Source organism: Stenotrophomonas sp. TWI1149 (assembly GCF_039673155.1).
Classification (GTDB): Bacteria; Pseudomonadota; Gammaproteobacteria; order Xanthomonadales; family Xanthomonadaceae; genus Stenotrophomonas; species Stenotrophomonas maltophilia_AA.
Genome location: NZ_JBDJLB010000009.1, coordinates 66,747 through 82,247, shown reverse-complemented (window position 1 = coordinate 82,247; position 15,501 = coordinate 66,747). Strand labels below are relative to the sequence as shown.

Annotated in this window: 12 protein-coding genes; 7 read left to right on the top strand and 5 right to left on the bottom strand. The window is 61.9% G+C overall.

Going from position 1 to position 15,501, the window contains the following annotated elements:
• The first annotated feature begins 297 nt into the window (after positions 1–297).
• From ABE424_RS11755 to ABE424_RS11745, 3 genes are all read left to right on the top strand, one after another.
• Positions 298–693, top strand: a complete 396-nt coding sequence (locus ABE424_RS11755; protein ID WP_296336573.1) for a BlaI/MecI/CopY family transcriptional regulator — start codon at positions 298–300, stop codon at positions 691–693.
• Positions 690–2,249, top strand: a complete 1,560-nt coding sequence (locus ABE424_RS11750) for a M56 family metallopeptidase (RefSeq protein ID WP_346491788.1) — start codon at positions 690–692, stop codon at positions 2,247–2,249. Before ABE424_RS11755 ends, ABE424_RS11750 begins: the two co-directional genes overlap by 4 nt.
• 157 nt (positions 2,250–2,406) lie before the next feature.
• A complete protein-coding gene (locus ABE424_RS11745) occupies positions 2,407–4,008 on the top strand; it encodes a serine hydrolase domain-containing protein (protein ID WP_346491787.1) in 1,602 nt (533 codons plus the stop codon).
• A 112-nt stretch (positions 4,009–4,120) separates the two neighbouring features.
• Here the strand turns inward: ABE424_RS11745 and ABE424_RS11740 are convergent, their stop codons facing one another.
• Both ABE424_RS11740 and ABE424_RS11735 read right to left on the bottom strand, forming a co-directional pair.
• Complete coding sequence (locus ABE424_RS11740) at positions 4,121–4,708, bottom strand: hypothetical protein (protein WP_346491786.1); 588 nt, start codon at positions 4,706–4,708, stop codon at positions 4,121–4,123.
• Between the two features lie 448 nt (positions 4,709–5,156).
• Entirely contained in the window at positions 5,157–6,050 is an 894-nt protein-coding gene (locus tag ABE424_RS11735; RefSeq protein ID WP_346491785.1) for an HNH endonuclease, read from the bottom strand.
• 227 nt (positions 6,051–6,277) lie between these two features.
• Here ABE424_RS11735 and ABE424_RS11730 point away from each other — a divergent pair, with 227 nt between their 5' ends.
• Together ABE424_RS11730 and ABE424_RS11725 are read left to right on the top strand one after the other, a co-directional pair.
• Complete coding sequence (locus ABE424_RS11730; protein WP_346491784.1) at positions 6,278–6,817, top strand: nuclease-related domain-containing protein; 540 nt, start codon at positions 6,278–6,280, stop codon at positions 6,815–6,817.
• A 3-nt stretch (positions 6,818–6,820) separates the two neighbouring features.
• A complete protein-coding gene (locus ABE424_RS11725; protein WP_346491783.1) occupies positions 6,821–8,155 on the top strand; it encodes a 3'-5' exonuclease in 1,335 nt (444 codons plus the stop codon).
• A 144-nt stretch (positions 8,156–8,299) separates the two neighbouring features.
• On the opposite strand, the gene ABE424_RS11720 is transcribed toward ABE424_RS11725, so the two are convergent.
• Both ABE424_RS11720 and ABE424_RS11715 read right to left on the bottom strand, forming a co-directional pair.
• The gene (locus ABE424_RS11720) at positions 8,300–9,436 is read right to left on the bottom strand and encodes a YncE family protein (RefSeq protein ID WP_346491782.1); all 1,137 of its coding nucleotides are present in this window, start codon (positions 9,434–9,436) and stop codon (positions 8,300–8,302) included.
• A 206-nt stretch (positions 9,437–9,642) separates the two neighbouring features.
• On the bottom strand, positions 9,643–10,200 hold the full coding sequence (locus ABE424_RS11715) for a hypothetical protein (RefSeq protein ID WP_346491781.1): 558 nt from the start codon (positions 10,198–10,200) through the stop codon (positions 9,643–9,645).
• 243 nt (positions 10,201–10,443) lie between these two features.
• Here ABE424_RS11715 and ABE424_RS11710 point away from each other — a divergent pair, with 243 nt between their 5' ends.
• Both ABE424_RS11710 and ABE424_RS11705 read left to right on the top strand, forming a co-directional pair.
• Positions 10,444–11,307 carry a hypothetical protein gene (locus ABE424_RS11710; RefSeq protein ID WP_346491780.1) on the top strand — a complete coding sequence of 288 codons (864 nt, stop codon included), beginning with the start codon at positions 10,444–10,446 and terminating at the stop codon, positions 11,305–11,307.
• A 25-nt stretch (positions 11,308–11,332) separates the two neighbouring features.
• Entirely contained in the window at positions 11,333–12,667 is a 1,335-nt protein-coding gene (locus ABE424_RS11705) for an XVIPCD domain-containing protein (RefSeq protein WP_346491779.1), read from the top strand.
• Positions 12,668–12,736: 69 nt separating this feature from the next.
• Here ABE424_RS11705 and aceE read toward each other — a convergent pair whose 3' ends face one another.
• Positions 12,737–15,424 carry a pyruvate dehydrogenase (acetyl-transferring), homodimeric type gene (gene aceE, locus ABE424_RS11700; RefSeq protein ID WP_123731337.1) on the bottom strand — a complete coding sequence of 896 codons (2,688 nt, stop codon included), beginning with the start codon at positions 15,422–15,424 and terminating at the stop codon, positions 12,737–12,739.
• Positions 15,425–15,501: the final 77 nt, after the last annotated feature.

Below are 15,501 nucleotides of genomic sequence, written 5' to 3'. Positions count from 1 at the left end.
TGAGATCACGCCGGACGTTGCCACCCGCGCGGCGCCCATGCCGCCCGACGCAGCCTGTTGCGGGCTCGCCATTACGTTGCTGCTGCATGGGCTCGGTGCACACCCCGCGTCCCGCGCAGCGTTGAGCGCCGCACTACGGCAGATCCCGTTGACCGAACGGTGTGCCAGCTGTGCGCTGCTGCGTCGCCACGCAGACCCGTAGAGGGCTGCCAGCGACCCATTACTAATTACATAGTTGACACTGCCGATCCGGCGGGCGCACGATGCGGCCATCAACTAACGAACCAGTAGACAGCCATGGCCCGCCCCGTCTCGCCCGCCCTGACCGACGCCGAACGCCGCATTCTGGAGGTGCTCTGGAAGAAGAAGGAGGCGTCCGTGCGTGAGGTCACCGATGAGCTGTCCAGGAAGAAGCCGGTCGCGTATACGACCGTGCTGACCATGTTCAAGGTGCTGGACAAGAAGGGACTGGTCCACCATCGCAGCGAGGGGCGCGCCTTCATCTACAGCGCCGCCATCACCCGCAGCGAAGCGCGCAGGCAGGCGCTGGAGAATCTGCTCAAATCCTTCTTCAACGATTCGCCCAGTGTGCTGGCCCAGCACCTGATCGATGAGCACGACATGGACGCTGACGAGCTCAAGGCCCTGCAGCAGCGCGTGGATGACGCATCTCCCTCGAGGACGCCCAAATGACCGTGCATTGGACCCAGGCCCTGGCGACGATGGCCGTGCAACACCTCTGGCACAGCGCCCTGCTGTTCGCACTGGCCGCACTCGTGCTGGGGCGAAGCCGGCTCAGTGCGGAAGCGCGCTCCTGGGCGTTGTGCGCGGCCTTCGTGCTGGCGGCGGCGTCACCGCTGCTGGTCCTGCTGCCGCGCAGTGCGCCGGCGCCGATTTCCGTCGCGCAGCAGACCGTGTCGCCGCCCGCCGCGAACAGCGCGGTGCAGGTTATCGCGCCGAAACCGGCCGACGTTGCCCACGCGATGACTACCTCCACCACCACACCGACCCTGCTGCACGGCGTCGTGGTGATCTGGCTGCTCGGCACGCTGTGGGGGCTGGGCCGACTGGGCCAAGGCGCCTGGCAGGCGCGTCGCCTGCATCGCAGCGCGCGGCCTGCGCCCGCGTTGGAGTCACTGCTGCGCGGGGAGCTGCCGTCCGGTGCCGGCATTGCGCTGTCCGACCGTGCCCCCGGCCCGATGGTGGTCGGCCTGTGGTCGCCGCGCATTCTGGTGCCGACCACGATGGCATCGACCCTGCCGCCGGCCGCGCTGCGCGATCTGCTGCTGCATGAAGCCGCGCATATCCGTCGGCACGATCTGTGGATCTGCGCCGCACAGCGCGCACTGCTCGCCGTGTACTGGTGGAGCCCGCTCCTGCGCCTGCTGGGCCGCCGCCTGGATCTCGCCCGCGAGATGGCGTGCGACGAGCGTGCCGCACTGCGCAGCGGTAGTGGCCGTAGCTATGCCGACTCCCTGCTGACGGGCATCGCCGGACTGATCCAGCAGCGCGATCGCAGTGTGCCCTTGGCCGTGGCCATGTCCGCCACCCGCACTGGGCTGCGCCAGCGCATCGATGGGCTGCTCACCCTGGATACACGCCCTGCCCGCTGGACGACGCGCCTTGGCTGGGGCGCCCTGTGTGCACTTGCATTGGTCGCGCACGTTGGCGTCACAGTTGCAGCCACGCCGCGCTTGGGCAAGGCCGTCATCCTTGTCGAAGACGCGCCTGCCGCCGCGCCGCGTAGCGCCTCGCCTCAGGCCGAGCAGCTGCTCAGCGCTGCCGGCAATGGCGACATCTCCCGCGTGCAGCAGCTGGTCAAGGCGGGGGTTGCCGTGGATACACAGGTCAGCGGCGACGGCACCGCGCTGATCATCGCCGCCAAGCAAGGCGAACTCGCGATGGTCGACGCCCTGCTCGTCCTCGGCGCGCAGCCCGACCTGGCCTCGCGCGGCGATGGCAATCCGTTGATCGCTGCGGCACGTCGCGGTCATCTGCCCGTGGTCGAGCGCCTGGTCGGCGCCGGGGCCGACGTCAACCGCATCGTCGCCTACGACGAAACCCCGCTGATCAACGCGGCCCGCTCTGGCGACGTCGACACCGTCGCTTATCTGGTCCAGCACGGCGCCGACGTCAACCTGGGCGTGGTCGCCGATCAGGGACAGTGGCGTTCGCCGCTGAACCAGGCGCGCAACGAGCGCGTCCGCGATTACCTCACCCAGCGTGGTGCGATCGCCGGCCGGCACTGACCGGCAGCACTACCCACGGGTGACGCTGATCCGTGCGATGGCCCCCGAGGCCATCGCCCACCCTGCAATGCCTTCCTTCGCTGCACCGTATCGCCCCTCACTGCGGCGTGCACGCGCACGCCTGTCTTTCGCGCATCGCCCCCTCATGAGGTATCGCATGGCTTACGCATCCACTCCGCAGGCACCCCTGCATTCGCGAACCCGCAGCGTTCAGATCGGCCTGCTGCGCGCGTCGCTGTGTGCCGCGCTGGTACTGCTGCTTGTCGGCCCCGCGGCGGCGGCGGACCGCGAAGACGCGATGATCCGCGCGGCACTCGCCACCGGCCTGCGCCCCACCGTGGTGCCGGCCAACGCAGCGCCGCCGCACTGGTCGCTGCAGGAACGCATGGCCCAGCACCATGTTCCTGGTGTTTCGATTGCTGTCCTGCGCGGCGGCAAGCTCGTGCACAGCGCCGGCTACGGCACACGCGAGGCGGGCACCCAGGCTGCCGTGAATGCCGACACACTGTTCTCGGTCGGTTCGGTCAGCAAGGTGGTTACGGCCGCCACATCGCTGCGACTTGTCGCCGATGGCACCCTCGCACTGGACCAGGACATCGCGACGTATCTGCGCAGCTGGAAAGTCCCGGCTACCCCGTCGGTGCCGGCACCGCAGCTGACCCTGCGCATGCTCATGTCGCACACCGCCGGGCTGGGCGTGCATGGTTTCGCCGACTACCTGCCCGGCGAACCGCTGCCCACCCTGCTGCAGACACTGGACGGCATCGCCCCGGCCAGAAACAAACCCGTGCGCCTGATCCATCCGCCCGGCGAGCGGGGCGATTACTCCGGTGGCGGCGTGATGGTCGAACAGCGCGTGCTCGAAGATGTGACCGGCCAGCCGTTGGACACGCTCGCACGCAGGCAGGTCTTCGAGCCACTGCATATGCAGCGCAGTCGTTTCACCGATCCACCCTCCAACACCGACAACATCGCCAAAGCGCATGACGGCGAAGGCAAGCTCACCGCCCTGCCGCGCGGCTGGCAGTCGTTCCCCGAACAGGGCGCATCCGGCCTGTGGACCAGCGCCAACGACCTGGCTGCTTTCGTGGCTGCTCTTACGGCCAGCTACCGTGGCCAGGGCGACTTCCTGCCGCACCCCATCGCGACCGACATGATGACCGAGGTCTCGCCGAGCTGGCACGGCCTTGGCCCGCGCCTGAACGGTGCCGGGCAGACCCGGATCTTCCACCATGGCGGCTCCAACGACAGTTACCGGGCGTGGATCGAGGGCTATCTGGAGACGGGCGACGGCTTCGTGATTCTTACCAATGGCGAGAATGGCGCCGCGCTGGCGACGGAGATCCGCAATGCACTGTCGGATGCGATCGGGCGTGGGGTGAATCCTGCCGTGCGCACGGTTGCGCTGGACCTGCGCGAGCCGCGGTATGCGGACTATGCCGGGGTGTTCGAGCAGGACGACAGCGTGCCGATGGCGCAGCGCCGCGCGTTGGCGGACATCTTCGATGTGCCCGCGCTGCAGGTGAAGGTGGCTGATGGGGAGGTGCGGGTGGGTGTGGCTGGCACGAACCGCGATGGGCGCGTGCTGCCGGTGTCGCCGAATCGGTTCGTGTCACCGGATATCGATGGGCTGGAGATTGAGTTCCATCGGGATGCGTTCGGGAAGGTGGCGGCGTTGAGTGTGGTGTTTGGGGAGGGGCGGGGGTATTACGTGCGGCGGGAGCACGCTGGTCAGCCCGGAGCTTCGAAGAAATTGTAGAGGCGCCCGAAGTGTTGCGCTGGTGCTTTGCAGATTGGGGGCACCATAAATTACAGCGATGTGGGGCTGCCTATCCCTGTGCCCGTAGAAAAAATGACGTCATACCGAGAGCCTAGAACCCTCGAATCCAAGACGGAACGGAGAGTGGACCACTTACCGTGCATGCAAGCAAAATCCCCCAAACAACAACAAGTGAAAGCGCTGCGTAGATAGGAATTCTACTGGTCGAGAAACGCTTGTTCACCAGCCATGCGACACGCTTGTTCCCCATCCGCTTCCTTACGATCTCATTGATCTTTTCCTCGCTTTCAGCATACAGGTCAATTATCTCTGCAGTAGTTCCATTACTTTCAGAGCCATTGCAACAAGCACCCTTGCATTCACTGCTTCCGCCTCGCAACGCGAGCAACAGCTGCCTTTCGACGCGCTCAACTGCGTCCTCCCAGCGTTCCTGCCAGAATTTAGCACCTGCGGCCATCCCGACTTGCAAGACCGATATAAGCACCCCTGCCAAACACAAGCAGAAGCTGACGATCGGCTTCGCTGTCACGGAAGCACTCGCTTGTGCCAAGCCCGCGAGGAGCACTCCCTGAAAGATCATGAAGAAGTTGTTTCGTTGAACTAGCTGAGATATTTCGAAGTCACGAGATTTCCGAGCAATTTCATACAATTCTGCAATACGCTTCACTTTATCCGTCATGTCTATCCCCTAGCAGACGACCTATCCATGGTCACTGTAGCGCAGCCCCTAAATGATCAGGAGACCATACCACGGCGCAATCATTCAATTAGATGTCGGACATGGCAAGTGGGTAACGAGATCTGCTCCGCTTCGTATGCTAACCGCTTATACAAGCATGGAGAGAATCCTGTGGGTGAATAGCTTGTGCCGTACGTACGAGTATGCAGCCAGCTGCAGGACACTCTGTAGTTGATAGAGAGCGTCATGATCCGCCCCACGGCTAGCATGATCGGCTGCGGTTTAGCATTAATAGTGAAATGCCTATCCCGGTAGCGCGGAAGAACCACAATGCTAGGCTACAGCCGCCGTCCAATTGGAGATTGACGGCGGCCTGGAAGGAGGATTGCTTTGCGGCTCTCCAGCCGTTTCAAATTCTGCAGCGCTGGCAACGCCTATCAGCAGGCGACTATTTCCGTAGGATCTCTCTGCGGTGATAGGCCATGTAGAGCCGTTGCTGCTCGGATAGGGACCTCGCAACCGCGACCTTAGCCAGATTCCACTTGTCCTTGACCTCTGCAGGTAGTTGGACGCTAATGAGCAACGCGCCGAGATCGTCGAAGGAGATGTACCCCTTGTCGAACAGTCGATCAATGTGAGGCGAGAGCATCAGCCCGTTGTTGCCGTCAAGCCGCGCTTCATTGTCACTTTTCGACCAAGGCTTGATGTGACTCGCCGTCAGAAATCGCTCGTCGTCTACACCAGTGACACGACAACGAACTTCGGTTGCGCTCACGCGGCGGCGGAATAGACCTTGTCCCCTACGGGCCTTGATCAGCTGCTCCTTCTCCGTGACCGTCAGATTCTTGTCCTGACAAATCGCGTTTGCTGCTGCCTCGGCGAGCTTCTCGTCACCTTCTTCACCTATAAGGGAAAGGAGCGCTTTAGCCAAGGAGGGGGAGATATGAGCCAGGTACACCTGGTTCGCATCTCCATTGGACTGAAGGGGCGAGTACTTGCCAGGCAGCAGGGGAGCCAGGATAGCCATATGATCACGGGGTCGCACCTTGTTCTCCAGCAAGGTGTAATCGACCTTTACGTACCAACCATTTTCCGTCCAATTGGGATCCGCCGTCTTGAACTCCGCAGGCTTATCTCGGCTCTTATGCGGTTCCACGACAACCGCCAGTGCTTGGATGTAGGTGTCCACGAACGAAAAGACGATGTCACCCGGCTGGACCTTCGTCATGTTGTCGTAGAACTCACTCCGGCCGCCGTCTCTCCGCTGCTTAGGTGACCACAAGTAGCCACCGTTCAGCGCGATCTTGAAGGTCTTATTCTGGTTAACCCACCAATAGTTCATCCCTGTTCCTATCTCTTAAGTCGTTACCCCGCCTATTGACGGGTCGACTTACGATAGTAACTAGCTATTGTCGTGTTTGACACCATTCCGCGTGGCGGCACCGCAATGCTCTCGAAGTCTGACAAGTGGCTCTCAGCTTTTCTGACAGGCGGCCGATATAGTTGTGTAGGCCCGTCGGTATGCGAACGAGTTTCGTCGCAGGTGGACCACAAGGACTCGTGCACACCATGGCCAAGTTGATTCCACAACGCAGTAGTTGTCTTGCCAGAATGACGGCAGGTGAAAAGCGATTCTCTGAGCGTCTAGAGCAGAAGCTAGATGATGACTATCTGTGCTGGTTCGACGTTCCAATTGGACCCACTCAAAGGCGCCCTGACTTCGTTTTAGTCCATCCATCACGCGGCGTTCTGGTCCTCGAGGTGAAAGACTGGAGGATAGAGACACTCCTCGATCTGAATAGCTCTCACGCGGTTATCAGTACGGACCTGGGGCCTAAAAAAACCACCAATCCGCTACGCCAGGCCAGGGAATGTGCAATAGAGATCAACAATCTCCTGCAGGGTGACCCGCAGCTACGTCATCCGGTGGGAGCACATCGGCAGGGCCAAACGCTAGTGCCTTGGGCTTTTGGCGTCGTACTCTCGATGATCACTCGCAGCCAATTTGAGGCCGCGGGGCTCGGAAACTGGATTCCTGAGCATACGGTCATCTGCCGCGACGAGATGACCGAGACCAGTGATAGCGAAGCGTTTCAGAATCGACTATAGGACATGTTCTCTATCCACTTCCGCTGCTCACTCACCCTTCCTCAGATCGATAGGATCCGATGGCATCTATTCCCAGAGTTCCGCATCAGACCGCCAATCCAGGGCTCACTTTTCGAGGCGGGTCAGCGTTTGGATTCACCGTTGGTTGTCCCTGATCTGATGCGCATCATGGACCTGCAGCAGGAACAACTAGCCCGGTCCCTGGGCGATGGGCATAGGGTGATCCACGGCGTAGCGGGATCAGGAAAAACCATGATCCTGGGGTATCGCTGCGTTGAACTGGCAAAGCGCTACTCTAAGCCTATCCTGGTACTTTGCTACAACAAAGCACTTGCCAGTCGCCTAGCCCAGCAGCTTGCTGTCTATCGCATGGATGGCCGTATCACTGTCCGGAACTTCCACGGTTGGTGCCTCGATCAGCTCGGCGCGTATGGAGTTCCCCGTCCGCGCAGCAACGACGATCCGCATGCATGGCTACGCGAAATGGTCAAGGCCGTTAGCGCAGGTGTCGAGAGCAGGGCGATTCCTAGAGCGCAGTACTCGGCCGTTTTGATTGATGAGGGTCATGATTTCGAGCCAGAGTGGCTGAAGCTGGTCACCCAGATGATCGACCCCGACTCAAACTCACTTTTGCTGCTGTATGACGACGCGCAGACCATCTATGGCGGTGGGCGAAAGAAGTTCTCATTTGCCAGCGTCGGCATTCAAGCGAAGGGCAGAACCACGATCCTCCGACTCAACTACAGAAATACCCTTGAAGTACTTTCCACCGCGAGGATCTTCGCGAATGAGCTACTCACAGCACAGGACGCTGATGATGATCACGTGCCAGTGATTGCTCCTGAGAGCGCGGGTCGGCGAGGGCCTGTCCCTGAGTTGGTGTCCGCATCGACGATCTGGGAGGAGTCGAAGATCATTGGCGAGCGAATTGCTGGTGCGATTGCAGATGGTTCGTGCCCAAGTGAGTTCGGTGTTCTCTGCCGAACGAGGGCCGTGGGAAACCTGATCGCAAAGCAACTGGATAAGGGTGGCCTTCCTGTCCGGTTGATGACAGACAGCAGCACGAGAGTTCAATTGGCTGAAGCACCGGCGATCACGGTGATGACGATGCATGCGAGTAAGGGGCTTGAATTCGAATCAGTGTTTCTTCCATCGCTGTGCGATGTAGGCGCGCGCAGAGACCTATCCGGAGAGGAACTCGCACAAGAGGCTAAGTTGGTCTATGTCGCGATGACGCGCGCGCTCAGTAAGCTAACGATGCTCCACCACTGCCACACGCCGATCACCGATCGCCTATGCGCAGCGGTAAAGGAAGTGCGACAGCGTGTAGCAGCGTAGTCGAGAGACTTTTAGAGAACGTGTGCGACCCACCTGCGACGCAGGCTTGACGTCGCAGAAGGCTATGATTATTTAGCTGAAACACGCGGTACAGCCAGAAGAAGCCGCCCGGATAGTCACCGGGCGGCATGTAGCTATGCCCTGTTAAAGCGCAATCCGAACAACAGACTCTTCACTGCCCCTCGGCTCGCTGTCACCGTTCTTGACGGTCACGTAGAGCACGTTCTTCTTGGCATCCAGCGCCAGGCTGTTCGGGTGCGTCGGCAGCGCGTACGTCGCCACCTGCTTGTAGGTGTCGCTGTTGTACGCGGTCACGGTGCCGCCATCGCGGTTGGTCACGTACAGGCGCTTGCGCGGTGCGTCCAGGAGGATGCCCAGCGGGCCGGCGTCGGTCGGGATGCTGGCCAGTTCCTTGCCGGTGGTGCGGTCCAGCACCAGCACACGCTGGCCCGGGTGCTTCGATTCGAAGCCCGAGCTGCTGGCCTGGTACTTGCGAATCATCTCCGAGCCCTGGTCGGTCACGAACAGGCGCTTGCCGGCCGGGTCCAGCGCGATGTTCATCGGCTGCTCCGCACTGACCTTGAAGCGCTGCTCGACCTTGCCGCTGTCGGTGCCGACAGTGACGACCTCGGCCAGCAGGTTGGACGTGTAGACGCGCTTGGCCTTGGCATCCAGCGCCAGACCCGGCGCCTTGGCATTGCCCAGGCCCGGAATGGTGTTGATGACCTTCAGCGACTTCGTGTCCACCACGAACAGCACGCTGCCCTCACCCGAGTGGCCGGTGACGTACAGACGGTTGTTGGCGCCATCGACGACCAACTCGCGCAAATCGTGGGTGTAGGCGGCCTTGCCATCCTTGCCGACCTTCTTCTCCATCAGCTGCACGATGCCAACGGACTTGTTCGTGGCGGTGTCGACCACGGTGACCGAGGTATCGACGGTGTTGCCGACGTAGAGGCGGTTGTTGGCATCGTCCAGCACCACACCGAACGCCTTGCGCTCCAGCGGGATGGCGGTTTCGACGGCCAGGGTTTCCGGGTTCAGGCGCAGGACCTGGGACGGACCGGCGGCATCACCGAAGCCGCCCGAGGAGGCGACGAACACGGCGTTCTGCTTGGGGCTGAAGGCGAGCTCGTACAGGCCCTGAGCGACGGCCTTGCGCTGCACGGCGGCGGTGGCCGATGCGGTGGCCGATGCGTCAGCGAAGGCGGCGGGCACGCCAAGCGTGAGGGAAATGGCCAGGGCCAGGGTGGCAGAACGGATGAGGGTACGCGGGTGCATGCGAGCTTCCTTGAATGGGCACGGGGTGTCCTGGCTCGCGGGGCCGTCGTACAACGGCCGCCCCATGCTACTACTGCGCAAGGGAAGGCTGGCTATGGCGCAGGGATGGTAGCAGGCCGGGGAGGTCTGCGTGCGGTCATTGCCGTCCTACTGCCAGTGGGAAGACCCGGATCCACGCCTGTTTGGCGCCTTGCGGTTTGGAGTCGCTACAGCCGCACCTCCGCAGAGCGCTTGAAATGAAGGTGGACGCCTAGCGCCTTTTCCACTTCGGCCTGGCGCGCGCGGTATGCCTTGAGGGTGTCTGGATCCACAACACCAATGTCGATGCGGCCCTCTGCAGCGTTCACGCCCATCCCGCCAGCGTTGGGAAAGTAGGACCGCAATCGGTTGGACGCAACGATCTGCTGCAGGTCCTTGCTTGAATGCCGTACCCCCGGTACAAACCGCACTTGGGCAGGCCCCATCGCTGTGGCCACGATGCGGCCAGGCACGGCGCCGGCGCCTTTCATGCGCACTGTCATCCCCAGGGGATCCCGCGTGATCACGCGCCCTGCGTAACGGTCGCCGAACTCCTGCACCAGCGCCGCGTTCACGGGCGCCAGCGCCCTTCTCTCAGCGATGCGCCGGCTTGCTTCTGCCTCGTCGACGGCCTCTGAAGACGTCACGCGCTTCACGGCGGCGTTCAGTGGTGGCGCAGGTGGCTCTGCCGCACCCAAGCGAGTGGCGATCAAAAGCAGGATGCATGCGGCTGTTGGTGTTTTCATGCGCTTCTACCCTTTTGTGCAGGTACCAACCGATGTCAGTTGCTTGCTGCAGACCGTACCACCTGAGAAGCGGCGCATTCTGTTAACCCGTTCACCTGACCTCAGCGGCACGACAATCTCTCGAACCGTATCCTCTTGAATTTTGCATGCGCATTCTTCACGTGCGTTCAACACCTCGAGACCAGCTGGAGCCCTACCGGCACCTCCTCTATAGTTGCCCCATCCAATGCAATGGAATGGCCCATGAGCGTGATGTCATCCGGGCGGTGCCTCACGGCTGCACTCGCCGTTGTCCTGAGCGCCAGCGCCTGTGCACGAACGCCGCCTACAGATCAGAAAGGGAACTCGAAGATGTCGGAAGCAACTGAAACCGGTCGAACCATCAATGGGCACACCTACACCGATGCATCGGTCGACGTAGAGCTTGGGCCGAATACCTTCCGCATCCCGGCCAACTACCTGGATAGCCAGATTGCGCCTTGGCCCGGTGGAGGTGTGAGCCTGATCCTTGAGTGGCCGGACATGAAGCCCACTGCGCCAGGCGCTCGGGCAAATCCCCGGACGAATGACTTCCGCAAGGAGATCGCGGTCTCTATCGATTACATCGACAGCGCTCCCATTGAAACCTCACTGGAACGGCTGTCTTCCAATGAGGCTGTCACCGAGGCTGACTCGGTGGAGCGTGGAAATCCCAAGGATCGCCTGGACCTGCGCGTCGCCCAGCCTGAGACGATGGGGCTGACTCCCTACGCCATCGACGAAGCGAAGATGGCCGTGTACTCAGAGCAATACGAAGCCCGCTACCGCAAGTCGCATACCCGCAATCCGGGTTTCGAGGATGACTGGTACGTTGCACGCGGTCCGAACGGCAACCTCACGACCTTCATCAAGTGCGACAGCACCAAATTCCGCAGCGATGGTGTACGGCTGGAGGGTCAGCAGGTCATCCATGAAGAGGGCTCAGTAGCCGCTGGTTGCGTCCACTACTTCTCGGATGTTGAGAACAAACTTTCGATCACCCTGAACTACAAGCGAGCATTCCTGAAAGACTGGAAGCGCATGGAAGACGCAGTGCGTGACCTCTTGGCCAGCAGCAAGGCCAAGTGAATCAAGCATCTACAGGGAGTAGTAAATGAGTGGATTGACTCAGCGCGACATCAGAATTTTGAGCAGCTATGCGGACGCCGGAAACCGGGAGCTGTACTGGAATTACCTCTCTCAGCTGCCGGGCGCGGACGGCTATGGCACGCTCGCACTGGGCGTGGTTCGCAATGATAGCCTGCCCGGCCGGGTGGCAAACACCTATGCACAGGACCATGCAAAGACTCAGCACGACAGTGGTTCGCGTCACCCCAATGCCGAGCTTAGTGAGCGCCAGTGGGAGGACTTTGGGCAAACGCTGCTCAAGCAGGACCTTGAACTCCGCAGCTACTGGATGGAACAGAAGCAGCCTGACAAGGCGCTGAACCTCCCTGGTAAGGATGTCATGAGAGCGCATGACCGCGCGTTTGACCTTCACGAGCTGGATCCCAACTGCTGGACGCCCCGTGTCCTGCTGCAGGCCGCCCTCGAGAAGAGCGGACCTCAAAAGCTCGAGCAGATCTGGACGAACATGCTCGACAACGACTACGTCGGCGCAATCCGTGTGGGCAAGACAGGATATGACGCAATTGATCAAATGGGCTTGGTGGACGGTGGGGAATACCTGGCCAAGCTCGGCGCGACGGAGGCCGCCCAGTTTCTTGAAGGCCGCTCCTCGACCAACCCCAACGTGATCGGCGGCAACAGCTACTACGCCATGTACTTCGAAGGCGAACGAAAGTGGGCCAATGTGAGCACCGGCGGCGGCCACCTTTCTATGAGGGAAGAGACCAATCCGGCCCGGATCGCCGAACTGAACGATGCGCGCGACGTGCGCCTGGAACGCCAGCAGAAGGCCACTCAGTTCCATGAGGATGATCCGTACCGTACGATCACCCGCAGCCCGATGACCGCATCCCTTGATGGCGTGCCGGGCGAGCGCCAAGCACCTACCCGCTTGGCCGACATCGGCCCCGGCCACCCGGACTACGCGTTGATACAGCAGGTCCGCGAAGGCGTTGCCGCCATCGACGCCAAGCAAGGTCGCACTCCGGACGAGACCAGCGAGCGCCTGACCGCGAGCGTGGTTGCGCTGGCGCGACAGAATGGATTGGAACGCGCCGACCACGTGCTGCTGAGTTCGCAGACCGCAGATAGCCCTGCTGGCCGAAATGTCTTTGTTGTCCAGGGCGAACTGGCCGACCCGGCGCATCGCCGCGCTTCAATGCCGACCGATGTCGCTGTGCAGACGCCGGTGGAGCAGTCCATGCGGCAGCTGGACGTCGCCGGTCAGGAGCGGCAGCAGCAGGCGTTGGCACAGACCACGCAGCAGGAATTGGACGCCCGCGTTCGTGAATCCCAGAGCCAAGCGATGCGTATGGGGTGATGCGGCCCCTTGTTAGCAAAAGAGCCGCATACGCGGCTCTTTTGCTTTCCATCTCATACGTTAGAAAGGTCAAACCCCAACAGGATTAGCCTTCTCAGGATCAATCTTGTACTGCTTGATCGCCCGGGCAACATCCTTACCCGTCATCTTTCCTTCCTTAGCCAGCGCTGCAATCGCGGCATGCGCGATGTAGTACCGGTCGACCTCGAAGAAGCGACGCAGGTTCGCACGGGTATCCGAACGACCAAAGCCATCCGTGCCCAGCACCGTGTACGACATCGGCACGAACGCACGGATCTGGTCCGCATACGCACGCACATAGTCGGTCGCGGCAATCGCCGGGCCCTGGCGGCCTTCCAGCAGCTCGGTCACGTAGGCCTTGCGCGGCTCGGCTTCCGGGTGGAAGCGGTTGTAGCGCTCGGCATCGAAACCATCGCGGCGCAGTTCGTTGATGCTCGGGCAGCTCCAGATATCGGCGGTCACGCCGAAGTCCTTGTCGAGCAGCTCGGCCGCGGCAATGGCTTCACGCAGGATGGTGCCCGAACCCAGCAGCTGCACGCGCAGCTCGCCCTTCTTCGGCTTGCCGGCGTCGGTGAGCAGGTACATGCCCTTGACGATGCCCTCGGCCGCGCCTTCCGGCATTTCCGGGTGGGTGTAGTTTTCGTTCATCAGGGTGATGTAGTAGTACTCATCAATCTGATCTTCCATCATGGCCTTGGTGCCGTGCTGCAGGATCACCGTCACTTCGAAGCCGAAGGTCGGGTCATAGCTGCGCACGTTCGGGATGCCACCGGCGACGATATGGCTGAAGCCATCTTCGTGCTGCAGGCCTTCACCGTTCAGCGTGGTGCGGCCGGCGGTGCCGCCGAGCAGGAAGCCACGGGTACGCATGTCCGCGGCCTGCCAGGCGATGTCGCCCACGCGCTGGAAGCCGAACATCGAGTAGTAGATGTAGAACGGCAGCATCGGCACGTTGGAGACCGAGTAGCTGGTACCGGCAGCCATCCAGGAGCTGATCGCGCCCGGCTCGCTGATGCCCTGCTGCAGCACCTGGCCGCTCTGGTCTTCGCGGTAGAACATCAGCTGGTCCGCATCGACCGGCTTGTACTTCTGGCCGAACGGCGCGTAGATGCCGATCTGGCGGAACAGGCCTTCCATGCCGAAGGTACGGGCTTCGTCGGCCACGATCGGCACGATGTGCGGGCCCAGTTCCTTGTCGCGCAGGGTGATGTTGAGGCTCTGCACGAACGCCATGGTGGTGGAGTAGCTGCGCTCGCCGCTGGACTTCAGCAGGCGCTCGTAGCTTTCCAGCTTCGGTGCGTTGAAGCTCTTGGTCGCCTTGCGGCGGCGCTGCGGCAGGTAACCACCCAGGGCAGCACGGCGTTCCTGCAGGTACTTCACTTCCGGCGAATCCGGGCCCGGGTGGTAGAACGGCACCTGGCCATCGGCCAGCTGTGCGTCGGTCACCGGGATGTTGAAGCGGTCGCGGAAATGGCGGACGGCATCGTCGTCCAGCTTCTTGGTCTGGTGAGTCGGGTTCAGTGCTTCACCCGCGCTGCCCATGCCGTAGCCCTTGACCGTCTTGGCCAGGATCACGGTCGGCATGCCCTTGGTGTTCACGGCCTGGTGGTAGGCGGCGTACACCTTGTGCGGATCGTGGCCGCCACGGTTGAGGCGCCAGATATCGTCGTCGGACAGGCCGGCGACCATCGCAGCGGTTTCCGGGTACTTGCCGAAGAAATGCTCGCGGGTATACGCGCCACCGAAGGCCTTGCAGTTCTGGTATTCGCCGTCGACGGTTTCCATCATCAGCTTGCGCAGTACGCCGTTGGTGTCCTTGGCCAGCAGGGCATCCCAGTAACCGCCCCACAGCAGCTTGATGACATTCCAGCCGCCGCCACGGAATACCCCTTCCAGTTCCTGGATGATCTTGCCGTTGCCACGCACCGGGCCGTCGAGGCGCTGCAGGTTGCAGTTGACCACGAAGATCAGGTTGTCCAGGCCTTCGCGGCCGGCCAGCGCGATCGCGCCGAGGGTTTCCGGCTCATCGCTCTCGCCGTCGCCGATGAAGCACCACACCTTGCGGTCGGACTTCTCGATCAGGCCACGGTTTTCCAGGTAACGCAGGAACTGCGCCTGGTAGATCGCGGCGAGCGGGCCCAGGCCCATCGACACGGTCGGGGTCTGCCAGTAATCCGGCATCAGCCACGGATGCGGGTAGCTGGAGAGGCCACCGCCGTCGACTTCCATGCGGAACTTGTCCAGCTGGGCTTCGTCGATGCGGCCTTCCAGGAAGGAACGCGCATAGATGCCCGGGGCGCTGTGGCCCTGGATGAAGAGCAGGTCGCCCGGGTGGTCTTCGCTCGGGGCGCGCCAGAAGTGGTTGAAGCCCACGTCATACAGCGTGGCGCCGGAGGCGAAGGAGGCGATGTGGCCGCCCAGGTCGCCCGGCTTGCGGTTGGCGCGCACGACGGTCGCCATCGCGTTCCAGCGGATGATGGAGCGAATGCGCCATTCCAGTTCGGCGTTGCCCGGGCTCTTGGCCTCCAGGGTCGGCGCGATGGTGTTCACGTACTCGGTGGTGGGAGAGAACGGCAGGTAAGCACCCGAACGACGGGTCAGTTCCACCATGCCTTCCAACAGCTGATGCGCGCGCTCGGGGCCCTCGACATCAATAACGGCCTTCAGCGACTCGATCCATTCCTGGGTTTCCACAGGATTCGGGTCGTTGTTCAGCACCTCGTTCAACCAGTTCATTTGCGCTCCCATGACCGCACGCACGCGCGCGACTGTTTTAGATTTCTAGCCGCAAAGTGTAGCGCACCAAGGGGTTT